The following is a 23845-nucleotide window of genomic DNA, read 5'->3' on the forward strand; positions in this document are numbered from 1 at the left end:
AGGAACCCCCCTCTACCCGCCCGCTTCCTGGTGGCAGGTGAACGGGGGTTCTTCGATACTGACGGCCCGTCACTTGGTCTCGTGCGCACGCTGTCTTGCTCAGTCAGCAAAGAACCCCACCTTTCCTAACGGGCAGGAAAGATGGGGTTCTGCGGTCGGTGGGCTACGCGTCGGCGTTGCGGGCGAAGGCCACCAGGGCGGCGAAGCCGGTCGTCGAGAGCATGAGCGCCGAGCCGTTGGGAACCTTGCTATCGCGTACCGGAACGACACCGTGGGCTAGCGCGTAAGACGGGGACCACTCGATGCAGTTGCCGCCTTCGCCGCCGCTGTACGTGCTCTTGACCCACTGCGTGATCATGCCGGGGTCGGGGGTGTTGCTCATGAGGTGTAGTCCTCCGCGATCTGTCGAATCAGGGTCAGCGAGTCCGAAGGAGAAAGGGCAGCCGCACGCAACCGCTCGTAGGTTGCCTGAGCGCCAGTCACAGCCGCTACCGAGTCGGTCACGTGCCCCTTCTCCCTGGTCTCCGAGTACAGGACGACTGACCCGTCCTCCTGCGTTAGCAGGATAAACGGAAGAGACGAAGCGGGGGCACCCGCGCGGTAGGGGAGAACTTGAACCGTGATGTGTGGTGTTGAGGCTTCGGTAATGAGGTGTCCCGACTGTTCCCGCATGACGTCCGGGCTGCCTACAACCGTCCGCAACACGGACTCATGCACGACGACCCACAAGAGCGGGGGCGACGGTCGATCCATCACGTCGTGCCGCTGCAAGCGAGCCTGTACCCGTGACTTGATCTTGTCGTCACTCTCGCGCGGATGTGTCGACCGGAAGGTTGCTTCCGCGTAGTCCGGGGTCTGCAACATGCCCATGACGAACGCGTTGCTGTAGTCCGTGATGCCCGTCGCGTCCTTCTCAAGCTTCAAGTACGGGACGAACCAGTCCGGGTGACCGCGCTCACTGATCCGGACCAGTAACCGCCCGAAGTATCCGCTCGTGTTGAAGAACCGGTCACACCCTGCCGCGAACTCAGGGGACGGCAGCGCGCGGCCGGTCTTCACCTTCGACACGTACGGCTCTTTGTAGCCCGTGAAGTCAGCCAACTCGCGCTGAGTAGCGCCCTTGTGCGCTAAGGCCTCTTCCAGCTCTCGCCCGAACCACTCAAGACCGTTCACGGGCTCGTCCGGCTCTTCGTCGCTCACCTGTTCAACTCACCCGCCTTTCCACCTGTGTTGGAAACCCTTTGACCCTGTTGAGAGTACGCGTCCGCACGTCATGGTGTGAGGGCGAAGTCACACACAGCAGCGAGACACGAAGGGCACGGCAACCGACCATGACCAGCACCACCAGGACCACCCGCACGCCGGACGACGTGGCGGAGCTGGCCGCGCTACAGCGGGACTTGGGCCCCTGGGCGTTACTCGGTTGGCGTCCGCGCGGCGGTTGGGCCGACCCCCACATGGTCGACCTTCGCCGCATGCAAGACGGACTTCGGCGGTTGGTCGCATGAAACCTGCCGTCGGGACCACAGCGCGAGACATGCGGAGAGACAAAGTGGGTCGCGTCATGGGGCACGTTGGTGGACGCGTCCAACTCCGGCCCGTTCAGGGTGGTCGGGAATGGGACGTCCTTCCTGATGACATCGAGCCTGTTGAGCTTTCCGAAGCTCTACGTCCCGCCATTGCCCAACTGAATTCCCTGAGCGGGCTACCGACAGAACTAGTGCCCGCGCTAGTAAAGCGAGTTACGGCGTGAGGTTGTTAACGACGGTGTCGGAATGCGGGGCAACAATCGATGTCCCTGATGGAATGCGTGCCGCCGCTCTCGCATTCCCCAGCAATCGGATCGACGACACCGTACCGGACAGCTTGAGGTGTGAACTCGACAGGCATCCGTACGGCGAGCATGTAGCCCTACTAATCGATCTGGGAACAGAGCATGATGGCGCCGTTTGGTTCACGTGGTGTGAAGACGGCAGCGACGTCAAAGTACAGATCAAACCGTATTGCGCTTCAAAGGGCCCCGTTAAAGATGACTCCTGTTGGCTGCACACCCAACACAGGGGCGGTCACACCTGGGAGCGATACGAATAACTACGGGTCCTTGTAGTTGAGTCAGGCACAACACTGGCTAAGTGTCGCTTTTAGTCGAACGGTCACGTACTAGCCGGAGACTCCGGTTCGATTCCGGGCAAGGACACTGCACGACCAAAGTTTCACCCCGCGAGTAATAGCTATTGACACCGAGAAGAAAGGTAGGGAAGCCATGCATACCGACATAGATTTCACGAACCCGCCCCGGCGCCGCACTGGGGCACTCGCCATAATCCGGAATGAGTCCGGAGCCGTACTCATGGTGCAGAAGAGCTATAAGGGCGGGTCGTTCGGTCTGCCCGGTGGTTGCGCGAACGAAGACGAGCCGCCGCACCGGGCATTCACCCGTGAAGTGCAGGAAGAAACGGGCTTGACCTTAGCTCCCGGGCGGCTTCTCGTCGTGCATTACATGTCGCGGAACCCGGAAACCGGGGCGACGGAGGGGCTGAACCTTGTCTGGGACGGCGGCACGGTTTCATCCGAATCTCAAATCATCCTGCCTGCCCCGGCACCCGGGGAGGAACCGGAGCTGACGAGTTACCGGTTCGTTCCGCTCGACGAAGTACACGAGTTGGCCGCTTCATATACGGCGCTCCGCATTAACGCGGCTGTCGGGGTATTGAGCGCTTCGCACCTGCCCACCGCGTATCTGGTGGACGGCTGACGGAATGGCCTGCCAAATACCGGCGGGCGGCTCGTGCAGCGGGTGCGGGGAATGCAACCCGGGAATCTCCCTTCCCGCGCAAGATCCGTATTTCAATCCGGGTGCCCCCGGCGGGGACCGGGACGGCCACGAACAACCCGAAGGTCACTCCCACTAGACCCCCGTCCGGCTACTGGCGACGGCGGTAGCCGGGCGGGTCCGGAAACGAATCGGTGGAATCCATGCACCAGGTGATTGCAAGCCCCCAACATGACAAGTTCGTCATTGTGCGTCCCGGTGCGCGGAAAGGTATGCAGATTCCTCACGCCTTGTTCCGCGAGCTGTCGGAGACAGTGGATGCCGGGGGATCAGTTCCGGCATGGCTTTCTGATGCGACACGGCAGGCGTGGGGGGTCGAACTCTCCGGCCGCTCCAGCAAGGAAGCCGTACTTGTTCGGCCCATTACGCAGCTCAACTACAACCGCGCGTCATGGGAAATCAACAAAGGCTGTAACTTCAACTGCGAACACTGCTATTTGGCGGAGCGTAAGTTCGCCGGGCTTCCTTTGGACGGCAAACAGGAACTTCTCTCTCTCCTTCGCGACGCTGGTGTTCTGTTGCTTCAGATCACCGGGGGAGAACCCACGATCGACCGGGATTTCCTTGCCGCCTATGAACAGGCGTACGGCATGGGAATGATGATCGAGATTCTGACGAACGGCTCTCGGCTTCACCGGCCCGAGTTGGTTGAACTCCTCGGGGCTATGCCTCCAAACAGGGTGAAGGTCTCGCTATACGGCGCAACGGCCGAGAGCTTCGACTCTCTGACGCGGAAGCCGGGAGCTTTCAAGCTCTTGCTCAAGGGACTTAAGTCCGCGAAGGATGCCGGGATTCCCCTTGAGCTGACTCTGATCATCACGAAGCACAATGCGCATGAGGTGGATTCCATGCGCGCCATGGCAAGGGAGTACTCCGCGACGTACACGGAGTACGCGAACATCTCTCCCACCTACGACGGCACCCCCGAACCACTCGCAGCGCAAGCCCCGGGACTCTTGGACAAGTCCACGGTATTCGGGGGCTGTCCGGCCGGACACACCTTCTTTCACGTCGACCCCCACGGGTTCGCAACCATGTGCAAGATCGGACGCGAAAACCCAATCAGCTTGATAGCTGAGGGACTTGACGGCCTATTGCGTCTGCCTGTAATCGCAGATGCCCAAATGCTTCGCACCGGTGGCTGTACCGGCTGTCAGCTCTCGGGAACATGCCGAGTGTGCCGACCGCTCGCAAAGGCATACCAGGCTGCGAAGGCACCACTGAAAAACTACTGCCAGCACGAAAAGGGAGATGCTGCATGACCGCTGTTGCTGTCGAGATCACCGCCCGCCCCGTATCGGGGATGATGGCGCCGCCCCTTCCGCTGAGCCCCCCGCCGGTCGGGCTCGTCATCGTCGAAGACGTCGAGTCGCTGACTCCGGCGACCCTGCCCGGGTGCAACGACGACAACCCGTATACGTAACAGGTAGTGCCCTCCGCGTGGGCTTCATGGCGTTGACTCGTCACGGGGCCCGCGCGGGCCGTCTCATGAGAGTGTGGGGAGCTGTGGCCACAACACGAATCACCTTCGAAGACCTTCCACTTGCCGCGCTTTCTGCGGTCGAGAAGCTGACCGGTCCGGTACTCAAGAGCGAGACCGTAAGCCAGGGATTCAACAGCGAACTCGCTGCGCGTGTATTCACTGACTCCGGGTCATGCTTCGTCAAGGGACTACGCACTGACCACCGGTGGATTTCGACTCAGCGTCGCGAAGCTGAGGTGAACCCGTTCCTTCACGGGATCGCCCCTGGCTTGCTCTGGCAGATCGAAGAGGCCGGTTGGGTGCTCCTGGGGTTCGAGAATCTGCAAGGCCGCCACGCCGACTACACGGCCGGTTCACCAGACTTGCCGAGGGTCGCCGACTTGCTTCGCCGACTCGGAGAAGTCACCTGCCCCGAAATCCAGTTGCGGCAGGCTGAGCAACGTCTTGCGGTGTATGCGGCCAAACCGTCAGACCTTGATTACTTCGCCGGTCACTCGCTGCTTCACACCGACTTGAACGACCACAACGTCATCGTCGACGGCTCCGCGTATCTCGTCGACTGGGCATGGGCAACGCGCGGAGCCGCATGGCTGGACGCCGGGTATTGGGTCGTGTGGCTGATGGCCGCCGGGCACCATGAACCGGAGTCGGCCGAACAGTGGGCGCATGAGATCGCCTCTTGGCGCGTCGCTCCCACGGAGGGAATTACCGCCTTCGCTCAGGCGACCGCGAACGTGTGGGAAGAAATTGCCGGAGACGACCCGGACGAATGGACAGCGCGCATGCTCCGCGCGTCCCGTCTCTGGGCAAGGTTCCGACAGCGGAGCTAGCCTCTCAATCGCCCCGTCCGTGTGCCGTTCCCCCGTGGCGCATGGGCGGGGCTTCCCGCTTCTGGACGAGGGGGCGTGCCAAGCCCTGATGATCATGGGGGAATGCTGGGGAGCCCCCCTCTGAAAGGGGTGTTAGCGCAGGTCAAAGCCGTATCACCTGTAAAGCACCCAGATCTACGAGGGCACCAACCAGGTCCAGCGGATCGTGATGGCGCGCAACCTGCCGTAGGCCACAGCGCATGCATGAAGGGGGCCCTTGTCCGATGCGGACAAGGGCCCCCTTCTCATGTCACCGGTCGCGTCACCGGTCGCGTCAGTTGCCGGAGACCGTGATCTTCTGGTCGTTGTTCAGCTCGTTCACCAGGGTCTTGACCTTCGCCTTGTCCCACAGGAGGTTGCCGCCCGTGGAGCCGGAGATCGGCATGTTCATCGACGTGCCGTCGCCGCCGCTGACACCCTTCATCGCCCAGAACATGGACGCCAGGTCCCAGAGCGACATGTCCTTGTCGACGGAGAGGGAGTCCAGGCCGGCGCCGAGCGTCGGGTAGAGCTTGAACGGGTTCAGCAGGGTGCCCGGGGTCGCCACCTGGTGGGCCAGGGCCGACAGGAACTTCTGCTGGTTCTTCGTGCGCTGGAGGTCGGAGGCGGCGAACGCGTGCCGGGTCCGGACGAAGGCCAGGGCCTCCTCGCCGTTCAGCGTCTGCTTGCCGGCCTTGAAGTCGGCGCCCGAGTACGAGTCCTTGAAGCCCTTGTCGATGTCGATGGTGACCCCGCCGACCGCGTCCACGATGTCCGCGAAGCCGTTGAAGCCGATCTCCACGTAGTGGTCGATGTGCAGGCCCATGTTGTACTCGACCGTGCGGACGAGGAGCGTCGGGCCGTCCTCCGCGTACGCCGCGTTGAGCTTCGTCTGCCGGCCCGTGTTCTTGTACGTCTTGCCCGAGGTGGAGCCGACGTACGACGGGATCGTCACGTTCGAGTCGCGCGGCAGCGAGATCAGGGTGTCGCCGCTGTCGCCCACGTGCAGGATCATCATCGAGTCGGTGCGCTTGCCCGCGGCGGAACCGGTGTGCAGCTTCTTCTTCTCGGCGGCGGTCAGGCCCTCGCGGCTGTCCGACCCGACGATCAGGTAGTTCGTGCCGTCGCCCGCCTCCGGCCGGTCGATCACCTTCGACAGGTCGACATCGCGGTTCAGCTTGGAGTCGGCCCAGAAGTAGGTCGCCACGGACGTCACGACCAGCACGGTGACCAGGGTGATCGCGGTCCACTTGATACGACGGCGCCAGTTCGGCGCGCGCCGGGGGCCCCGGCCGCCGTCCGGGCCCTCGGGTCCGCCCGGGCCGCCACCGCCGTAGACCTGGCCGGTGTTGTAGCCGTCGTGGCCGTTGTCGTAGCCGCCCTGGCCGTAGCCGCTCTGGCCCTCGTCGTAGCCCTGGCCGCCCGTGTACGACGGCTGCGGCGGGACTCCGGCGCCGTACGGCGGGGCCTGCGGGCCGCGTCGTACCTGACGCATCACACGTGCGCTCTCCGGCTGTGCGTTCGCGCTACCGCGTCCGTACTCGTCGCCGCGGTTGCCGCCGGACCATCCCTCGGGCCAATCGTTCATGGGGCCCAGTGTGCAGGCTGCGACCATGCCCAATACAAGGGTCGTAGGAAAATCAGGGCACTGCTGTTGCGAAGCCAACACAAAGTCCGCAGATGTCCACCCCGGCATAGGGTGGCGTCCATGACAGACCTGCCGGGCAAGCCGACGTCCGCCTCCCGGACCACCCTCAGCCACATCATGACGAACGCCGACACGAACCTGCTGGGGACCGTGCACGGCGGTGTGATCATGAAGCTGGTCGACGACGCGGCGGGCGCGGTCGCGGGGCGGCACAGCGGCGGACCGGCCGTCACCGCGTCCATGGACGAGATGGCGTTCCTGGAACCGGTCCGCGTCGGCGACCTCGTCCATGTGAAGGCCCAGGTCAACTGGACCGGGCGGACCTCCATGGAGGTTGGCGTACGGGTCATGGCCGAGCGCTGGAACGAGTCCGACCCGGCGACCCAGGTCGGCTCGGCGTACCTCGTCTTCGCCGCCGTCGACGCCGACGGCAAGCCCCGCGCGGTGCCCCCGGTCTTCCCGGAGACCGAGCGCGACGAGCGCCGTTACCAGGAGGCCCAGATCCGCCGCACCCACCGCCTGGCCCGCCGCCGCGCGATCATGGAACTGCGCGCGAAGCGGGCGGCGGAGGGCCTCGACGACTGAAGCGCGCTCACCGGCGCTGTTACAAAACACCCCACTTCGCTACGAACACCCCACCTCGTCCCCGGTCACCACCCCGAACTCGCCCTGCTGCACATCCGTCGCCCGCACCCGCGTGACCTGCTTGAAGTCGCTCCCGGCGATCACCTTCAGCACCGGCCCCTGCCCCTTCACCGCGCGCAGCTCGCTTCCGGGGAGTGCCGCCGCGAGGGACTTCGCGGAACGGTCCCAGCGGGGGTCGTAGGCCACGACCGTCCGTCGTACGGCGTGGTCGGCCGCGCTCACCGGCAGATGGGTCGTGCGGAAGCCGGTCGCCGCGAGGGCCGCGTCCACGCGTTTGCCGAGACCGCCGGACGCCGTCCCGTTCTCCACCTGGACCCGGATCTGCTGCGGGGCCACGTCCACCTTCACGGCGTTCGCGCGCGCCGCCCGGTGCACGGTCAGCGGCTGGTCGTCGCGCAGGGCCTGGAAGAGCTTCGCCGCCTTCGGCTCGTCCCACTTCAGCGTGGAGCCGATGCCCTTCACGACGTATCCCATCTGCCCGATCGGCACGGTGGTGAACTCGGAGGAGGACGGCGAGAAGGTGCGCATCGCCCGCCCGAGGTCGAGGAGCTCGTCGGTGCCGAAGCCCTTGTCCGCGCGGACCGAGCCGAGGACCGCGCGGGTCACGTCACGGAACTTCAGCGGGTTCAGCAGCACCCCGGAGGAGGTCGCCTGGTCGATCAGCGCCGCCAGGAACCGCTGCTGGCGCTTCATCCGGCCGAGGTCGGAGGCGCCGTCGACGTGCCGCGAGCGGACGTACTGGAGAGCCTGACCGCCCATCAGGGTGTGCGAGCCGGCGGGGAGATCGAGACCCGTGTACGAGTCCTTCAGGGGTTCGGCGGTGCAGATCTTCACACCGCCCAGGACGTCCACCGTCTTCATGAAGCTGGTGAAGTCGACCTCCAGGTAGTGGTCGATCTTCACGTGGGTCATGCTCTCGACGGTCCGCACGGTGAGGTTCGGACCGCCCTCCGCGTACGCCGCGTTGAGCTTGATGGGGTGCGGGCCGTGGTGATTGCCGGTGGTCTGGTCGACGTGCGGGGGCGTCTCGGCGTAGGAGTCGCGCGGGAGGCTGACCACGCTGGCCCGCTCCCGGTCCTCCGAGATGTGCACGATCATGATCGTGTCGGTGCAGTGGCAGGGCGCGCCGCCCAGGTGGTACTTGTGCCGCTCCTGCTCGGTGATCCTGTCGCGGCCGTCGGTGCCGACGAGCAGGACGTTCATGCCGTGGCCCGCGCGCGGGCGGTTCTTCATGTCCTTGAAGGGGTCGACGCGGGCGATGTCCGCGTCGAGGCTGGTGACCACCGCGTGCCCGATCCCGGCGGACGCGAGCACCACCACGGACAGCGTGGTCGCCGCCCGCATGGCCCAGCGCGGCTTCTTCGGCCGTACGGGGGGCCGTGGGCGGCGCTGTGGGGGACGGGCGGCGGGGGAGCGGCGGGGCGGCGTGGGCATGGGGGACACCTCCGCGAGGGCCGTACGTGGGATCTTGAGCACCGTAGGCCCATACGATCTGATACCACCGCAGCCGCCCGGGCGGGGCGCGTCCGTGTCCCCCGTTCGCGGTAACGTGAGCCCCCTATGAACGCCAAGCCCGACGTGCGACTCCCCGCCGTTTCTGTGATCATGCCCGTTCTCGACGAGGAGCGGCATCTGCGCGGAGCCGTCCAAGCGATCCTCGCCCAGGAGTACGCCGGCGAGATGGAGGTCGTGCTCGCCCTCGGTCCCTCGAAGGACCGCACGGACGAGATCGCGGCCCAGCTCGTACTCGAAGACCCCCGTGTGCATACGGTCCCGAACCCGGCCGGCCGCACGCCCGCCGCCCTCAACGCCGCGATCAAGGCCTCCCGCCATCCGATCGTCGTCCGCGTGGACGGCCACGGCATGCTCTCGCCGAACTACATCTCCACCGCCGTACGGCTCCTGGAGGAGACCGGCGCGCAGAACGTCGGCGGCGTCATGCACGCCGAGGGCGAGAACGCCTGGGAGGACGCGGTAGCCGCCGCGATGACCTCGAAGATCGGCGTGGGCAACGCGGCCTTCCACACGGGAGGGGAGGCGGGGCCCGCCGAGACGGTCTACCTCGGGGTGTTCCGGCGCGAGGCGCTGGAGCAACAGGGCGGCTACAACGAGGAGTTCATCCGCGCCCAGGACTGGGAGCTGAACTTCCGGATCAGGGAAGCGGGCGGCCTCATCTGGTTCTCGCCCGACCTGCGCGTCTCGTACCGCCCCCGCCCGTCGGTGAAGGCACTCGCCAAGCAGTACAAGGACTACGGCCGCTGGCGGCACGTCGTCGCCCGCTACCACGAGGGCTCCATCAACCTGCGCTACCTCGCCCCGCCGACCGCCGTGTGCGCCATCGCGGCCGGCCTCGTGGTCGGCGCGGCCCTGACCCCTTGGGGCTTCCTGATCCCCGGCGGCTACCTCGCGGCGATCGTGCTCGGCTCGCTCCCGGCGGGCAAGGGCCTCTCGCTGAAGGCCCGCCTCCAGATCCCCCTCGCCCTCGCCACCATGCACATGTCCTGGGGCTTCGGCTTCCTCACCAGCCCCAAGTCCCTTGCGAAGCGCGTCATCGCGTCCCGGCGACCCGCGGTGCTCAGCCCGTCCAACAACTGAGCACCGCCGCCCACGACGGCCCGGACTACGACCAGACGTAGTTCGGGTCGACGTGCATACAGGCCGTGGTGTCCGAGCCGTTGAGGGCGTCCGCCGACGTCGGGGTCGTGTCGTCCTCGGCCGGGGCCTTGTACGTCGTGCCGGTGCTCCAGTCCGCGCCGACGACCAGGGTGACCCCGGAGACGCTCGTGGACTTCTTCACCGCGGTCGTCGGGATGCCGAGGGCCTTGGCGACCCGCTGGGCGTCGCCCTCCAGGTCGGCGCTCGGATAGCGGACGACCGTGGTGGCCGCGCTGGGAGTCGTCGACGAGTCCGCCACCGCCTGCTCGAAGCCCTTGCCGACGAGGAGTCCGGCCACGGCGGTCGCCCGTCCGCGTACCGCGCCCGTCGTGTCGGTGCGGGTGCCGTTCTCCACCTGTACGGCGATCTTGTCGTCGGCGGCGGCCGGATCGGTGGACGTCTTCACCGGGGTCGTCTTCTTCTTGTCCTTGCCGTCCAGCGCGATGTCCTCACGGACCAGCCGGAACAGCTTCTCCGCGTCGGCGGGCTTGGGCACCACCCGGCCGCTGCTGCCCGAGTACTCCCACGGCATCGTCGTCATGGTGATCCGGTCGGTCGGAACCTTCTTCAGTTCCTTGCTCAGGTCGTAGAGCTTGGCGACCGTCCCGAGACCGGTGTCGACCGTGAGCGCCTTGGTGGCCGTCTCGGCGAGGCTGCGCAGCTCGGTCGGGTTGCTCAGCGTGGCGTTCTCGCGCAGCTGGCGGACCATCGAGTTCATGTACTGGTGCTGCGCCTTGGTCCGGGCGATGTCGGTGTCGTCCTCGAAGCCGTAGCGCGTCCGCAGCCACTGGAGGGCCTGCTTGCCCTTCACCGCCGTGGTCCCCTTCTTCAGCTTCAGGCCGGAGCCCTTGCCGGAGGAGGTGTGCGAGTAGATGTTGGCGTCCACGCAGACCGGCACCCCGCCGATCGCGTCCGCCATCGACACCACACCCGCGAAGTCGACCATCATGAAGTGGTCGATGTGGATGCCGGTCAGCTTCTCCCAGGTCGCCACCGTGCAGCCGGGGCCGCCGCGGCCCAGCGAGTCGTTCGTGATGACGTCCGTCTCGGCCGCGTACGTCTTCTTGGTGTCCGGGTCCGTGCACTTGGGGATGTCCGTCAGGGTGTCGCGCGGCATGCTCACCACCGACATGTTGGAGCGGTCCGCCGAGACGTGCAGCAGCATCTGGACATCGGCGCGGGGCGCGGTGTTGAAGGTGTCCTTCGCGCCGCCGAGCTCCTGGTTCTCCGCGGAGTCCCGCGCGTCCGAACCGATCAGCAGGATGTTCAACGGCTTCTGCCCGGCCGCGTTGGCCTTGGACTCGGCCGCCCGCTCTTTCTCGTCCCCGATGTTCAGGGGGTCTTTCTTGATGTTGCGGTTGAGGTGCTCGTAGTACAGGTAACCGGCGCCGGCCGTCCCGGTTATGACCACCGCGAGGACGATCGCCGACCAGCGCAACACCCGGCGTCTACGGCCCTTTCGGCCGCCCCCGTCGCCGTCCGCCGGTGTCTTGCCCTTCGCCGGTCTCTTCCCGTCCGCCGGCGTGAGGGACATCGTGTCCTCAACCGCCGGCACCTCCCCACGCACGCTGCTCTGAGTCAAGTCCCCACCCCTCCCGCACCGCGCCCTGACGCACGGGTCCGCCCCGCGCCCCGTTAGACGCGGAACGGACCCGTGTGGTCACTTACTTGGCGCACTCAACCTTGTCCGCCGTGGACTTCTGGACCCCCTCCGGCGTCGACCCCGCGGTCGAAGTGAGCGGGACGCCGGCTCCCTTGAAGTCCTTGCCCAGGGTCAGCGTCATCGCCGGGAGTCCCTGGGAGTTCTGCACACTCTTGCCCGGCTTCATCGCGGACCCCGAGAGGCCCATGATGGCGGCGAGCCGTCGAGCCTGGTCCGCCTGGTCGGGTGCGTACTCGAGGGTCGTCTTCGCGAGCGCAGCCGGAGCGTTGCCCGCGTTCTCGGACTTGAGTACGCCCTCATCATTCTGCAGCCACGTAAGAGTTTCCTGTGCGCTGCCGGCGACGGCCCCTCCGTTGAGGATCCGGACCCGCACCGCGGAGGCGGCGGACTTGGTGCCCTTGAGCCGGGCGGCCACGGCGGCCTTCTCCTTCGCCGCCTGCTGCTTGACCGCGGTGAAGGAGGTGTCGCTCTTGATCAGCGAGAAGACCTGCGGGGCGGTCGTGTTGTTCAGGACGACCGTCACCGGGGTCTTCTCCGCCGGGTTGTCGACGACCGGCACGGTGGTGAAGGTCAGGTTCTTCGGGTTGAGCTTGCCCAGCTCCAGACCGAGGTCCTTCAGCTTGCCGATGGTGTTGAGGTTCTCGTCGACGGTCAGCGCCTTGGTGCCGGCGTCCGCCAGCTTCAGCATTTTCGAGGGGCTGGTGAGCGTGGAGTTGGACTTCAGCTTCCGCATCAGCGCGCTGAGGAACTGCTGCTGGAGCGTGATCCGGCTCAGGTCACCGCCGAAGCCGACCGAGTGCCGGGTCCGCACGAAGGCCAGCGCCTGCTCGCCCGAGAGGTTGTGCGTGCCCTTGGACAGCTTCAGATGCGAGTCCGAGTCGTCGATGTTCTTGGCCAGACAGACCTCGACCCCGCCGACCGCGTCGGTCAGCGTCTTCACGGCGTTGAAGTCGGCCACCATGAAGTCGTCGGCCTGGATCCCGGTCAGTTCGGTGACCGTCCGCACGGTGCAGCTCGCCGTACGGCCGTCCTGGCCGAGGCTGGTGTTGAAGCGGACACTCGTCGTGCCCGGGATGACCTTGGACGTGCCGTCCGACTGGGTCGTCTGGCAGTCAGGGACATCGGTGATCAGGTCGCGGGGGATGCTGAGCGCGGTCGCGTTCGAGCGGTCCTTGGACACGTGCAGCAGGATCGTGGTGTCCGCGTGGCCGACGCTGCCGGCGTCGCCGTAGCCCTCGTTGCCCGCGCCCGTCCGCTTGTCGGTGCCGATCACCAGCAGGTTGATGGCCTTGCCCTTGCTGAAGCCACCGGTGCTGGCGCCGTCGTCCGAGGCGGTCGTGATGTTGTCGTTGAGGTGCTGGATGTAGAGGTACGCGGCCGCGGAGACGGCGACCAGCACGAAGGCCAGACCGCCGCCGGTCCACATCAGGATCTTCTTGCCCTTGGCCTTCTTCTTCACCGGCCGGCGACCGCGCCGGGCCGGTGGCTCCTCCGGCGCACCCCGCCGTCTGCGCGGCGCGGGCACCTCACGCCCGGGACTCTTCGGGACCGCCTCCCGCTCCGGCGCCCCCACACTGCGGTTGTGCGCAGTGGCTCTACGGGGCCCGGGCACCGCTGACTGCGGTGTGGAAGGAGTCAGTCGCAGTTCGTATTCGCCAGTGTTCGGATTGAGTACCCACTGGTCTGCGGGGTCGATGTTGTCCGCCCGCCCACGGCCTTGCGCGTCCACGGTTTACCGAATCCTCCGTCGGGGCCACGCGGCGCCTTCCCCCTTCAGGCGCTCGGGTCTCGTTCATCCGGTGCGCAAGCACACAGCCCACCGGATCGCTCACACTATCCGTCCAGTTGAGCGTCAAGTGACTGCGGTGACAAATTCCACGTCCCTACAACCGGTCAATCCGTCCTATTTTTCGGAACAAAAGTTCGTCGACTTGGCGATCGCTTTACCCGCAGGTGTCCTCGGCGGCGGTGTTCCCGCGAAACGTGGGCGCGGGCGTGGCCTCGCCAACAGGTGCCGTATTACGGGTGTTTGTGGTGGAATCCCGTGGATCTTCCTTGGCCACCGCCACGGTCGCGTCCGCTCGCAGCCGGGCGAACAGCTTTTCGGCCTCGGGCTCCACGAGTTGGTCGCGATTCGCGTTGTAGATGTACGACTCCCGTGGAACGGTGAGGAATTGCACATGTTCGGTGGGGATGTTCCGCAAGCCGCGCACCAGTTCGTACAAACCGCGCAGATTGGCCAGATCCGGATCGGTGGTGAGCGAAGAAGTCGCCGCGTCCAGCACCGGATACAGCTTCACCGGATTGAACAGCACGTCGTCGCTCTGCACTTTGTTGACGAGCGCGCCCAGGAACCCCTGCTGGCGGTCCATCCGATCAGTGTCACTCCCGTTCCCCAGCGACTTCCGCGCTCGCACGTACCCCAGCGCCTGTTCCCCGTCGAGGGTCACGCGCCCAGCAGGCAAAGCCAGTTTGGCGGCTTTGTCGCGAATGGGATCTTTAAGGCAGACCTGCACCCCGTCCACAGCGTCGACCATGTCCTTGAACCCATGAAAGTCGACGACCATGTGATGGTCGATCCGCACGTTCGTCAGCTTCTCCACGGTCCGGATCGTGCACCCCGAACCCCCCACCTGGAACGCGTAGTTGAACATCGCGAACATCGGCTCGCTCCGCGTCCCGTCCGGCCGCAGACACCCCGGCACATCCACCATCAGGTCCCGCGGCAAGGACACGGCGGTGGCACTGCGCCGGTCGGCCGCCAGATGCAACAGGATCGTCGTGTCGGACCGCTCGGTCCCCGAGTCCCGCCCGTACTCGGCGTTCCCGTCCCCGGACCGCGAGTCGGACCCGATGAGCAGAATGTTCTGCGCCCCCTTCACGAGGGCGGTGGGCCGCTCCTTCTCGTACCGGGCGAGTTCGGCCGCGGCGGCGTTGTCGGGCGTGATGTTCGAGTCCAGCTTCGCGTAGACGGCCCACCCGACCCCGGCGGCCCCGAGCGCGACCACGCCGACCCCCAGGGCCACTCCGCGCACCCACCGCCGACGCCGCCGCCGTACGATCCCCGCCCCGGACGCGGAACTCCCCGCACCCGGCCCGAGAACGCCTCCTGCGGTGTCGTCGAACACGTGCGGTTCACCCCTCATGGCCGAGGACGAGCGCGAGGATCTGCGCAGGCTTCTACGCCGACTTCCGTGTCGGCTTCTGCGCCTGCTTCTGCTCTACGACCATGGCGTGGATGGGGCGGGGGAGGCGGGCGGTGGGGGTCCATTCGGGTGACTGGATGCGCCTAAGGGGCGCGGGGAACTGCGCGACCGACCTCCACCGGCCCGCACTCGCCGAACAACCCTCCGCCACCCCCCTCAGCAGCGCGTAACAGCCACTCGCTCACTCTCGACCCGCTTGGCCAACAACTCCGCACTCAGCCGATCAAGGTTCCGGCACAGCACCACGGACCCCCCGGAGGCGAGCGGCGCATACAACCCCGCGCTCACCCCTTCCCAGGTGTCATACGACAGCCCCGACAACACCCGAGCCCCCGCGTCCCCGTCCGCCCGAGCCCGCTCGACGACCTGCACCCCGGTCAACTCCACCCCACCGACGGCCACCGCGGGCTCTTCAGGATCGACCGGCGAGAACGCGACAAACCGATCCCCCTGGCTCGGTACCTCAACGGCATAGTCGACGAACCCGGCCGGGGTCTGCGGAAACCGCCCCCCGAGCGGCCGCAGGGCAAGAGCGACCCGCTCCCCGCCACAGGCCCGCGCCGCGTCCAACGACTCCGGCCCACTCACCACCACATCGGCCACGGCGGGATCCCCGCCCACGTCCGCGACCACCCCCACGGACGAACACGCCAGCAACCACACCGCCGTCTGCCAGTGCGCGGGCAACAACACCGCGACCCGATCACCGGGCCCCGCCCCAAGATCCCCCTGAAGCAGATTCGCGGTCTTGGCCACCCAATTGGCGAAGGTGGCCACGGACAATTCGACACGTTCCCCCGTGGCGTCGTCGTAGAAGGTCACCAGGGGGCGGCCGGGATCCGCGGCGAGCGCGGAACGCAGCAGGTCGGCAGGGGTGCGATCGGTGGCGTTCACCCGCGCAAGCGTACGCGGGCGCCCACCGCCGCACGCCTCCGCACCGGACGCCGGACCACCGGTTCGGACGAACCGCAGCCGACGGTCCGTCAATTCCCGGATAGACAGATATGTATGACTATGTCCAGGATCAGGGGCATGCGTGGATTCCTTGCTTCCTCGATCGGCGTCACCTGCGCGGCCGCACTGGCCCTCCCACTCACCCTGCCCGCGGCCGCGGGCACGGCATCGGCACCGCCGGCGCAGCCGACGAGCGGCGCGAGATCCGCGCCGACGACCGCCGAACCGGCCCTCCCCAGCAGCACCGAGTCGCTGCCGCTGGCCCCCCGTACCAGCGACCGCACCCTGGGCGCGGCCCCCGAACAGGGCCTCACCCGGGACGACGTCCACCGTTTCTCCCTGGTCGGCGTCACCTGGTCCGACCCCGACACCGAACTGCGCGGCCGGGTCCAGGTCCGCACCCGCGCCACCGACACCGGCGAGTGGTCCGGCTGGCAGGACATCGACACCCACAACGAGGACCACGGCGCCGACCCCGGCACCGCCGAGCGCGACTCGGGCCGCGTCCACGGCTCCACCGCCCCGCTGTGGGTGGGCGACTCGGACGGAGTGGACGTACGGGTGAAAGCAGACACGGCGGCGGCAAGGGCCGTGGAGAACACGACAAGGACCGCAGAGACCACGACAAGGGCCGTGGAGAACACGACAAGGACCGTGGAAAACCGGTCGTCGCCACTCCCCGCCGGCCTGCACCTGGAACTGGTGGACCCCGGTGCGGAAGCCCCGCCCGCGGGCGCCCGGCCGACCGCGAACCGCGCCTCCGGCACCCCCCTCGCCGCCACGGAGCTCCCGGCGCTGAGCAAGCAGGCCACGGAACGGGAGCTGGTCGCGCTGCGCGGCAAGGCGCAGCCGTACATCGGGCCGCGTCCGCGCATCGTCACCCGGCACGGCTGGGGTGCCGACGAGAAGCTGCGGGAGAAGGGGTTCGTGTACACGAAGAAGGTCAAGGCGGCCTTCGTGCACCACACCGCCACCGGCAACAACTACCGCTGCTCGCAAGCGCCTTCAGTCATTCGCGGTATCTACCGGTACCACGTCGAGAGCAGCGGCTGGCGTGACATCGGCTACAACTTCCTCGTCGACAAGTGCGGGACCATCTACGAGGGTCGCGCCGGGGGAGTGACGAAGGCGGTGATGGGCGCCCACACCCTCGGTTTCAACACCGACAGCATGGGGATCGCGGTGCTCGGAACCTTCGGCAGCGCCAAACCGTCCTCGGCGGCAGTGAACGCCATCGCCAGGCTCACCGCCTGGAAGCTCGGGCTCTACGGGGTCAATCCGCGCGGCAAGACATACCTGAAGTCCGGTGGTGGCAATCTCTACCGAAAGGGAAAGAACGTACGACTCAACGTGATCTCCGGCCATCGGGACGGGTTCGCCACGGAATGCCCAGGACGGCAGCTCTACGGCAAGCTCGGCTCGGCCCGTTCCACGTCGGCCCGGTTCCAGGGCCGCTGAGGGGGCGGGCCGACAGGGGGGCCGGGGAGGGGTCTGCGGGGCAGCCGCACACATGCGCGGTCTGCACAGACTGGCCGGCCGAATCGACACCTCGGCCGGTCCCGGCAGGAAGCAGAGACGACAGGTGACAGAAGCGATCCTCCTGGTCGGCGGCAAGGGCACCCGGTTGCGCCCGCTCACGGTGCACACCCCCAAGCCGATGGTCAGGGCGGCGGGGGTGCCGTTCCTCACGCATCAGCTGGCGCGGGCGAGAGCGGCGGGCGTGGACCACATCGTCCTGGCCACTTCCTATCTGGCGGAGGTGTTCGAACCGCACTTCGGTGACGGTTCGTCCCTCGGCCTCCACATCGAGTACGTCACGGAGGACGAGCCCCTCGGCACGGGCGGCGCGATCCGCAACGTGGCCTCGCGCCTCCACTCCGGCCCCGACGACCCGGTCCTGATCTTCAACGGCGACATCCTGACCGGCCTGGACATCAGGGCCCTGGTGGACACCCACGAGACAACGGGCGCGGACGTCTCCCTCCACCTCACGAAGGTCACGGACCCGCGCGCCTACGGCCTGGTCCCCACCGACGGAACGGGCCGCGTCCTGGCCTTCCTGGAGAAACCCCAGACCCCCGAGGAGATCGTCACCGACCAGATCAACGCGGGCGCGTACGTCTTCCGCCGCTCGATCATCGACACGATCCCGGCGGGCCGCCCGGTCTCGGTGGAACGGGAGACCTTCCCCGGCCTCCTGGCCGCCGGCGCCCACCTCCAGGGCCTGGTGGACTCGACGTACTGGCTCGACCTGGGCACTCCCGCCGCCTTCGTCCGCGGCTCGGCGGACCTCGTCCTGGGCCGAGCCCCGTCCCCCGCGATCCCCGGCCGCTGCGGCGACCGCCTGGTCCTCCCTACGGCCCGGGTCGCCCCCGACGCCAAGCTGACCGGCGGCACGGTGGTGGGCGAGGGCGCGTTCGTGGCGGAGGGGGCGCGAGTCTTCGGCTCGACGATCCTCCCCGGCGCGGTCATCGAACCGGGCGCCGTCATCACCGACTCCCTCATCGGCACCCGAGCCCGGGTCGGCGAACGCTCCGTCCTCACCGGCACGGTCATCGGAGACGGCGCGATCATCGGCGCCGACAACGAACTCCGCGACGGCATGCGGGTGTGGTGCGATGCGCGGATTCCGGCGGGAGCAGTGCGGTTCTCTTCTGACCAGTAGTTCGTGCGGGTGGGCGGGGGCGCCGTCCCAGGGGCTGCGCCCCCGGACCCCCGCTTCGGCCTGAACGGCCTTGTCCTCATACGCCGGACGGGCTGAATATGTCCACCGGTTCTTGCAAGGTTCCGGGGAGGGCGCAACGCCAGGGGCTTGTGCTTTCGGACCTCTGGCGGTCGGAAGGGCCTTGTCCTCAGGCGTCGGACGGGTTGCTGGGTGTGGTTGCCGGTTCTTGTGATTTCCGGGGGGTGTGGCAGGGGCCGGACCCCTGTCGGCCTGAACGGCCTCGTCCTCAAGCGCCGGACGGGCTGGGTGTCTCCACCGGCATCACAGCTTCCCGATGTCCCCGCGAGGCATCTTCGGTGCCCGTCGCGCAGGAGTCCGTCCGCTCAGCAGAATCAACCGGGCCGCCCGATGCCGCTGCCCCGCATACGGCTCCAGCAACGACAGCATCGCCGCGTCGTCCGCATCCCGGTCCCCGGCGAGCGCGAACCCGACGATCCCCGGCAGATGCAGATCCCCCACGGTCACCGCGTCCGCCGCCCCATGGCTCCGCTGCACGGTCTCCGCCGACGTCCACACCCCCACCCCCGGCACCACCTCCAACCGGGCCCGCGCATCCTCCGCCGACATCGACACCGCCTGCTCCAGCCGCGCGGCGACCCGTACAGCACGCAGAATCGTGGACGCCCGTTTGTCGTCGACCCCGGCCCGATGCCACTCCCACGACGGGATCAACGCCCACGCGCGCGGCGTCGGCATCACCCACATCCGCCCGCCCACGGGCCCAGGCGCCGGCATGCCGAACTTCCGTACCAACGACCGCCAGGCCCGATACGCCTCGTCGGTCGTCACCTTCTGCTCCAGCACCGACGGAATCAACGACTCCAGCACCAGCCCGGTCCGCGTCAACCGCAGCCCCGGCCGTCGGTGTCGGGCGACAGCCACAAGCCGATGCCGGGGCACGAACGCGTCAGGATCGTCAGCGGCACCGAGCATCTCCGGCAACCGCTCAAGCAGCCACTCACCCCCGGGCCCCCAGGCCTCCCCGCGCACCTCACCCCCGTGCGCGGACACCCGCAAGGTCCCCGGCCCCACGGGCGTAAGACTGGCCCGCCACACAGCCCCGTCCGCGTCCACCCGAAACGTGGGATCCCCGGGCCCCCGCCGCAACGGCCCGAGCACCAGCCCCAGATCAAGCGGCCAGCCCGGCACCCACCGCCGCACCCGCCCAGGGGCAGCAGCCTGCCCAGGCACACCCCCGGGCACCACAACATCCCCACCCCGCACTGTCGTACGAGTGGGCCGATGAACGAAACGTCCGGCCACAGTTGAGATCCAGGGGTGAGGTGAGAGGCCTGAAGAGTGTCACGAGCCTAGGCGGCCGGCGCCCCTTCCAGGGGCGCGGGGAACTGCGCGACCAGCCACACACGGCCCGCACCCGCAAACAAGACCCGCCCCGACGGCGATTCACCGCACCTCGATGAACGCCCCCGCATCCCGCCCGGCCCGAGCCGCAGGCGACGCGGCCGCATGCCCCACAGCCACCGCCCCCATCGGGTCCCACCCCTCCGGCAACCCCAACACCCCCCGCACGACGTCCCGGCAGAACATCGTCGAAGACACCCACGCCGACCCCAACCGCTCCCCGGCCAGCGCCACCAGGAAGTTCTGCACGCCGGCCCCCGCGGCCACCACGAACATCTCCCGCTCCGCCCCGTCCCGCCGAGCGTCCCCGTACGTGTGCGCTCCGTCCGTCACGAGACACGGCACCACCAGATACGGCGCCCCCCGCAACACGTCCCCGCGCCGCACCCGCTTCGCGACAGACTCCTCCGACTTCCCGTCCCGGCGCAGATCCGCGATCCACGCGTCCCGCATCGCATCCAGCAACGCCTTCCGCGACTCGGCCGACTCCAGCAGCACGAACCGCCACGGCGTCGTGTGATGCGGCGCCGGCGCGGTCACCGCCGCGGCCACGGCCCGCCGTACCGCACCGGGATCCACCGGCTCGTCCGTGAAGGCCCGCACCGTACGACGCTGGGTCACCGCCTCCCGTACCGCCTCCGACGTCCCCAGCCGGAACATGTCGTCGTGCCCGCCCCGCACCATGGCCCGAGCGCCCAACCGGTCGTCCTCGACGGTCACCACATGCGCCAGCCCCCGCACCACCGCGACCGGCAGCCCCGCGGCCTTGCCCTTGACGAGATCACCCGCAGCGGCCAGTTCGTCCGCCGTCGCCACCACCGTCGCGCTGAGCGGATTGCCGTACGCGTCCGTGCCCCCGCGCAGATCGTCCAGTACGCGGACGCCCGCGGCGCCGATCGCGACGTCCGTGAGCCCCGTGCGCCAGGGCCGCCCGAAGGTGTCGGTGACGACGACCCCGACGTCGACACCGAGCGCGTCCCGCAGCCCGTCGCGGATCGCGCGCGCGGACGCGTCCGGATCCTCGGGCAGCAACAGCACTGTCCCGGCAGGGGTGTTGGAGGCGTCGACCCCGGCGGCGGCCATGATCAGGCCCTGCCGGTTCTCCACGATCCGCAGGGCTCCGCGCCGGGCCACGACCCGTACGGTCTCGGCGTCGATCGCGGCCTCCCGGTCGGCCGCCTCGACGATCCGCCCCTCCGCCTTGGACACGATCTTCGAGGTGACGAGGAGCACGTCCCCGTCGAGGAGCCCGGGCTCGGCCGCCGCGATCAGCTTGGCGAGGTCGTCCCCGGCCGCGACCTCCGGCATCCCGGGCACGGCCCAGACCCGGTAACCCTCCATCGTCGGCACTTCGCTCACGCCGCCCGCACCTCCTCCGCCAACGCCAGCGCCTCCCGCGCCATCCGCGCGGTCGCCTCGGTGTCGGTCATCATCAGCGGTACGGCCCGGCAGCGGATCCCGGCCGCCTCGACATCCGGTACGGCGGCCGCGTCCACGGTGTCGACGAGCCAGCCGTCGAGCAGCCCGGAGCCGTAGTGCTCGGCCACCGCCGTGGCCGTTGACTCCACGCCCACCGCCGCGAGCACCTTGTCGGCCATCCCGCGCACGGGCGCGTCCCCGACGATGGGGGAGAGGCCGATCACGGGCACCCCGGCCTCGGCGATCGCCTCACGGATGCCGGGCACGGCGAGGATGGTGCCGACGGAGACGACCGGGTTCGACGGCGGGAAGAGGATGACGTCCGCCTCCGCGATCGCCTCCAGGACCCCGGGCGCGGGCTTCGCCTGCTCGGCGCCGACCGGCACGACCGCCTCGGCGGCGACCGACGCGCGCAGCCGCACCCAGTACTCCTGGAAGTGGATCACCTTGCGCTCGCCGTCCACCTCGACGGCGACATGCGTCTCGACGCGGTCGTCCGTCATGGGGATGAGCCGTACTCCCGGCTGCCAGCGGTCGCACAGCGCCTCGGTGACCGCGCTCAGCGGGAAGCCGGCGCCGATCATCTGCGTCCGCACGATGTGCGTGGCGAAGTCCCGGTCGCCGAGCCCGAACCACTCGGGTCCGACCCCGTACGCCCCGAGCTCCTCCTTGAGATGGAAGGTCTCGTCGGCACGGCCCCAGCCCTGCTCCTCGTTGATGCCGCCGCCGAGCGTGTACATCACCGTGTCGAGGTCCGGGCAGACCTTCAGCCCGAAGAGGTGGATGTCGTCCCCCGTGTTGCCGATCACCGTGATGTCCGCGTCCGGCACGGCCTGCTTGAGACCGCGCAGGAACCGGGCACCACCGATACCGCCTGCCAGAACCACAATGCGCATGGGGACAAGTCTTGCAGGCGGGTGTGACAACGCGGCAGGCAGTCACCGCATCGCGGGCGCGACGGCGACCACGTTGACCGGTTCTGATCAGGCGGTCACGGCGTCGACCGGTTCCGAGCCGGTGCGTCGCGCGCACGCCATGGGGGTCTCCCCGGTCGGACGAAGTTGGGACTGGGGGAGCATCGGCATCTCGGTGAGGCCGGGGAAGTAGACGTGCAGGCTTATGGCCGGTTCGAGGGTGTCGTTGACGACCTCGTGGACGTACCCCGGCGCGAACACCCGCTGCGCGCCCGCCCCCAACGTGCGCGTGCCCCGCTCGGTGCGCTCGGTCAGCGTGCCGTCCAGGACGGTCAGCACACCGGAGGAGCGGCCGTGGTCGTGCAGTCCGCTGCCCTGTCCGGGCACCCAGGACAGCAGCCACACCTCGTAGCCGGGGCCGGTGCGCAGCCGGTGGTACCAGCGGCTCGTCGCGTCGTACTCGACGAGGTGTTCCCACTGGGTGCGGTCGGCCGCGACGGAGCGCGCCAGGCCGACGAACTCGGCGACGGTGGCCGGGTGTTCGCGCGGGGGCTGGAGCAGGTGCGGGACTTCGAGGATGTCGCCGGCGATCTGGAGGTCGCTGTCGCTGTTCATGGGGGTGCGGGAGTTCCTCGGCGTAAGAAGTAACGGCGGGGGATGGGTGTCACCAAACAGACAAGCAGGTGAGGCCGGAGCGCGTGGGGCTCAACAGCCGGAACAGCAACAACAGCTGCGGCGAGCGTGGGCAGCACCGAGGGACCCGGCGGTGCGGGTCGAGGTGAGTGCCGAGTTCGCGAGCATGCCCACAAGGACAGCGGTTCACACCCGCACTGTCAACTCGACGCCCGGTATGTGGGACATGTTTCACCTCATCCGGTTCATCTCCGAGGTGAAAGGTTTGTTCAGGTGTCTACCGGGACACATGGCGCACAACCGGGCGCACAAACCTCAGTGGAACGAGATCGAACTCCTGGGCGTCCTCCCCCGTACAGGCTCCGTCTCGGGGTAGGAGGCCGCAGGGGGGTCTCCTTTGCTTGTCAAGGTTTATGCCGATTTGAACACTTTCCGCTAGGCCTTGGTTCCGCAGAGTGAATAAGGGGCCCAATAGCAGATCTCGGCTTGACTCGCCCGGAGCAGCACACTTGTAATTTCACTCGTGTCGTTCAGCCGACATCGGTAACGGCGGCCACATCACGGGGACGCGAAAGACAGACGAGGGGCGCACATGACCGAGCTGGTGCAGCAACTGCTGGTCGACGACGCGGACGAGGAACTCGGCTGGCAGGAGCGCGCGCTGTGCGCCCAGACCGACCCCGAGTCGTTCTTCCCCGAGAAGGGTGGTTCCACCCGCGAGGCCAAGAAGGTCTGCCTCGCCTGTGAGGTCCGCTCCGAATGCCTCGAATACGCCCTCGCCAACGACGAACGCTTCGGCATCTGGGGCGGCCTCTCCGAGCGGGAACGCCGCCGCCTCAAGAAGGCCGCCGTCTGAA

At 68.0% G+C, this 23845-nt stretch carries 21 protein-coding genes; 9 read left to right on the forward strand and 12 right to left on the reverse strand.

Annotated elements, in window-relative coordinates; genetic code table 11:
• Nucleotides 1–163 precede the first annotated feature (163 nt).
• Nucleotides 164–382: a DUF397 domain-containing protein gene (locus ACIRRY_RS34850; RefSeq protein ID WP_403980804.1), complete on the reverse strand. Its 219-nt coding sequence runs from the start codon at nt 380–382 to the stop codon at nt 164–166.
• Nucleotides 379–1200 (reverse strand): Scr1 family TA system antitoxin-like transcriptional regulator, encoded by an 822-nt coding sequence (locus ACIRRY_RS34855; RefSeq protein WP_403980806.1) that lies wholly within the window; start codon nt 1198–1200, stop codon nt 379–381. The genes ACIRRY_RS34850 and ACIRRY_RS34855 overlap by 4 nt, the downstream gene beginning before the upstream one ends.
• Before the next feature lie 1063 nt (nt 1201–2263).
• Between ACIRRY_RS34855 and ACIRRY_RS34860 the strand changes: the two genes are divergently transcribed.
• From ACIRRY_RS34860 to ACIRRY_RS34875, 4 genes are all read left to right on the forward strand, one after another.
• The gene (locus tag ACIRRY_RS34860; RefSeq protein WP_403980809.1) at nt 2264–2755 is read left to right on the forward strand and encodes an NUDIX domain-containing protein; all 492 of its coding nucleotides are present in this window, start codon (nt 2264–2266) and stop codon (nt 2753–2755) included.
• Nucleotides 2756–2976: 221 nt separating this feature from the next.
• A complete protein-coding gene (locus tag ACIRRY_RS34865) occupies nt 2977–4095 on the forward strand; it encodes a radical SAM protein (RefSeq protein WP_403980811.1) in 1119 nt (372 codons plus the stop codon).
• Entirely contained in the window at nt 4092–4256 is a 165-nt protein-coding gene (locus ACIRRY_RS34870) for a hypothetical protein (protein ID WP_403980813.1), read from the forward strand. The genes ACIRRY_RS34865 and ACIRRY_RS34870 overlap by 4 nt, the downstream gene beginning before the upstream one ends.
• 83 nt (nt 4257–4339) lie before the next feature.
• The gene (locus tag ACIRRY_RS34875; protein ID WP_403980816.1) at nt 4340–5146 is read left to right on the forward strand and encodes an aminoglycoside phosphotransferase; all 807 of its coding nucleotides are present in this window, start codon (nt 4340–4342) and stop codon (nt 5144–5146) included.
• 313 nt (nt 5147–5459) lie between these two features.
• Here ACIRRY_RS34875 and ACIRRY_RS34880 read toward each other — a convergent pair whose 3' ends face one another.
• Nucleotides 5460–6752: an LCP family protein gene (locus ACIRRY_RS34880; RefSeq protein ID WP_403980818.1), complete on the reverse strand. Its 1293-nt coding sequence runs from the start codon at nt 6750–6752 to the stop codon at nt 5460–5462.
• Nucleotides 6753–6872: 120 nt separating this feature from the next.
• Between ACIRRY_RS34880 and ACIRRY_RS34885 the strand changes: the two genes are divergently transcribed.
• Complete coding sequence (locus ACIRRY_RS34885; protein ID WP_403980821.1) at nt 6873–7397, forward strand: acyl-CoA thioesterase; 525 nt, start codon at nt 6873–6875, stop codon at nt 7395–7397.
• 39 nt (nt 7398–7436) lie between these two features.
• On the opposite strand, the gene ACIRRY_RS34890 is transcribed toward ACIRRY_RS34885, so the two are convergent.
• Nucleotides 7437–8891, reverse strand: a complete 1455-nt coding sequence (locus tag ACIRRY_RS34890; protein WP_403980824.1) for an LCP family protein — start codon at nt 8889–8891, stop codon at nt 7437–7439.
• Between the two features lie 126 nt (nt 8892–9017).
• Between ACIRRY_RS34890 and ACIRRY_RS34895 the strand changes: the two genes are divergently transcribed.
• Nucleotides 9018–10052, forward strand: a complete 1035-nt coding sequence (locus ACIRRY_RS34895) for a glycosyltransferase family 2 protein (RefSeq protein WP_403980827.1) — start codon at nt 9018–9020, stop codon at nt 10050–10052.
• Between the two features lie 25 nt (nt 10053–10077).
• On the opposite strand, the gene ACIRRY_RS34900 is transcribed toward ACIRRY_RS34895, so the two are convergent.
• The 4 genes from ACIRRY_RS34900 to ACIRRY_RS34915 form a co-directional block, all read right to left on the reverse strand.
• The gene (locus ACIRRY_RS34900; RefSeq protein ID WP_403980829.1) at nt 10078–11646 is read right to left on the reverse strand and encodes an LCP family protein; all 1569 of its coding nucleotides are present in this window, start codon (nt 11644–11646) and stop codon (nt 10078–10080) included.
• Nucleotides 11647–11776: 130 nt separating this feature from the next.
• The gene (locus ACIRRY_RS34905; RefSeq protein ID WP_403980831.1) at nt 11777–13504 is read right to left on the reverse strand and encodes an LCP family protein; all 1728 of its coding nucleotides are present in this window, start codon (nt 13502–13504) and stop codon (nt 11777–11779) included.
• 214 nt (nt 13505–13718) lie between these two features.
• Nucleotides 13719–14903, reverse strand: coding sequence for an LCP family protein (locus ACIRRY_RS34910; protein ID WP_403980833.1), 1185 nt, complete (start codon nt 14901–14903; stop codon nt 13719–13721).
• Nucleotides 14904–15137: 234 nt separating this feature from the next.
• Nucleotides 15138–15875 carry a TIGR03089 family protein gene (locus ACIRRY_RS34915; protein WP_403980835.1) on the reverse strand — a complete coding sequence of 246 codons (738 nt, stop codon included), beginning with the start codon at nt 15873–15875 and terminating at the stop codon, nt 15138–15140.
• 138 nt (nt 15876–16013) lie between these two features.
• Here ACIRRY_RS34915 and ACIRRY_RS34920 point away from each other — a divergent pair, with 138 nt between their 5' ends.
• On the forward strand, nt 16014–17393 hold the full coding sequence (locus ACIRRY_RS34920) for a peptidoglycan recognition protein (RefSeq protein ID WP_403980837.1): 1380 nt from the start codon (nt 16014–16016) through the stop codon (nt 17391–17393).
• A gap of 124 nt (nt 17394–17517) precedes the next feature.
• Nucleotides 17518–18600 carry a sugar phosphate nucleotidyltransferase gene (locus tag ACIRRY_RS34925; RefSeq protein ID WP_403980839.1) on the forward strand — a complete coding sequence of 361 codons (1083 nt, stop codon included), beginning with the start codon at nt 17518–17520 and terminating at the stop codon, nt 18598–18600.
• A gap of 321 nt (nt 18601–18921) precedes the next feature.
• Here the strand turns inward: ACIRRY_RS34925 and ACIRRY_RS34930 are convergent, their stop codons facing one another.
• The 4 genes from ACIRRY_RS34930 to ACIRRY_RS34945 all read right to left on the reverse strand — a co-directional run bounded on the left by ACIRRY_RS34930 (nt 18922) and on the right by ACIRRY_RS34945 (nt 22970).
• Nucleotides 18922–19923 (reverse strand): DNA-3-methyladenine glycosylase family protein, encoded by a 1002-nt coding sequence (locus tag ACIRRY_RS34930; protein ID WP_403980841.1) that lies wholly within the window; start codon nt 19921–19923, stop codon nt 18922–18924.
• A gap of 141 nt (nt 19924–20064) precedes the next feature.
• Nucleotides 20065–21363, reverse strand: a complete 1299-nt coding sequence (locus ACIRRY_RS34935; RefSeq protein WP_403980888.1) for a coenzyme F420-0:L-glutamate ligase — start codon at nt 21361–21363, stop codon at nt 20065–20067.
• Nucleotides 21364–21377: 14 nt separating this feature from the next.
• On the reverse strand, nt 21378–22337 hold the full coding sequence (cofD, locus tag ACIRRY_RS34940) for a 2-phospho-L-lactate transferase (protein WP_403980843.1): 960 nt from the start codon (nt 22335–22337) through the stop codon (nt 21378–21380).
• 87 nt (nt 22338–22424) lie between these two features.
• The gene (locus ACIRRY_RS34945) at nt 22425–22970 is read right to left on the reverse strand and encodes a cysteine dioxygenase (RefSeq protein ID WP_403980846.1); all 546 of its coding nucleotides are present in this window, start codon (nt 22968–22970) and stop codon (nt 22425–22427) included.
• 610 nt (nt 22971–23580) lie between these two features.
• On the opposite strand from ACIRRY_RS34945, the gene ACIRRY_RS34950 reads away from it, so the two are divergent.
• Nucleotides 23581–23844, forward strand: a complete 264-nt coding sequence (locus ACIRRY_RS34950) for a WhiB family transcriptional regulator (protein WP_003975777.1) — start codon at nt 23581–23583, stop codon at nt 23842–23844.
• Nucleotide 23845: the final 1 nt, after the last annotated feature.

It is taken from the genome of Streptomyces sp. NPDC101776, assembly GCF_044766845.1.
GTDB lineage: Bacteria > Actinomycetota > Actinomycetes > Streptomycetales > Streptomycetaceae > Streptomyces.

Coding starts and splice junctions, on each gene's coding strand:
- ACIRRY_RS34880 (WP_403980818.1), bottom strand. CDS start 6,752: ATGAACGATTGGCCCGAGGGATGGTCCGGCGGCAACCGCGGCGACGAG.
- ACIRRY_RS34885 (WP_403980821.1), top strand. CDS start 6,873: ATGACAGACCTGCCGGGCAAGCCGACGTCCGCCTCCCGGACCACCCTC.
- ACIRRY_RS34900 (WP_403980829.1), bottom strand. CDS start 11,646: ATGTCCCTCACGCCGGCGGACGGGAAGAGACCGGCGAAGGGCAAGACA.
- ACIRRY_RS34935 (WP_403980888.1), bottom strand. CDS start 21,363: ATGGAGGGTTACCGGGTCTGGGCCGTGCCCGGGATGCCGGAGGTCGCG.
- ACIRRY_RS34870 (WP_403980813.1), top strand. CDS start 4,092: ATGACCGCTGTTGCTGTCGAGATCACCGCCCGCCCCGTATCGGGGATG.
- ACIRRY_RS34950 (WP_003975777.1), top strand. CDS start 23,581: ATGACCGAGCTGGTGCAGCAACTGCTGGTCGACGACGCGGACGAGGAA.
- ACIRRY_RS34945 (WP_403980846.1), bottom strand. CDS start 22,970: ATGAACAGCGACAGCGACCTCCAGATCGCCGGCGACATCCTCGAAGTC.
- ACIRRY_RS34895 (WP_403980827.1), top strand. CDS start 9,018: ATGAACGCCAAGCCCGACGTGCGACTCCCCGCCGTTTCTGTGATCATG.
- ACIRRY_RS34850 (WP_403980804.1), bottom strand. CDS start 382: ATGAGCAACACCCCCGACCCCGGCATGATCACGCAGTGGGTCAAGAGC.
- ACIRRY_RS34860 (WP_403980809.1), top strand. CDS start 2,264: ATGCATACCGACATAGATTTCACGAACCCGCCCCGGCGCCGCACTGGG.
- ACIRRY_RS34920 (WP_403980837.1), top strand. CDS start 16,014: ATGCGTGGATTCCTTGCTTCCTCGATCGGCGTCACCTGCGCGGCCGCA.
- ACIRRY_RS34890 (WP_403980824.1), bottom strand. CDS start 8,891: ATGCCCACGCCGCCCCGCCGCTCCCCCGCCGCCCGTCCCCCACAGCGC.
- ACIRRY_RS34865 (WP_403980811.1), top strand. CDS start 2,977: ATGCACCAGGTGATTGCAAGCCCCCAACATGACAAGTTCGTCATTGTG.
- cofD (WP_403980843.1), bottom strand. CDS start 22,337: ATGCGCATTGTGGTTCTGGCAGGCGGTATCGGTGGTGCCCGGTTCCTG.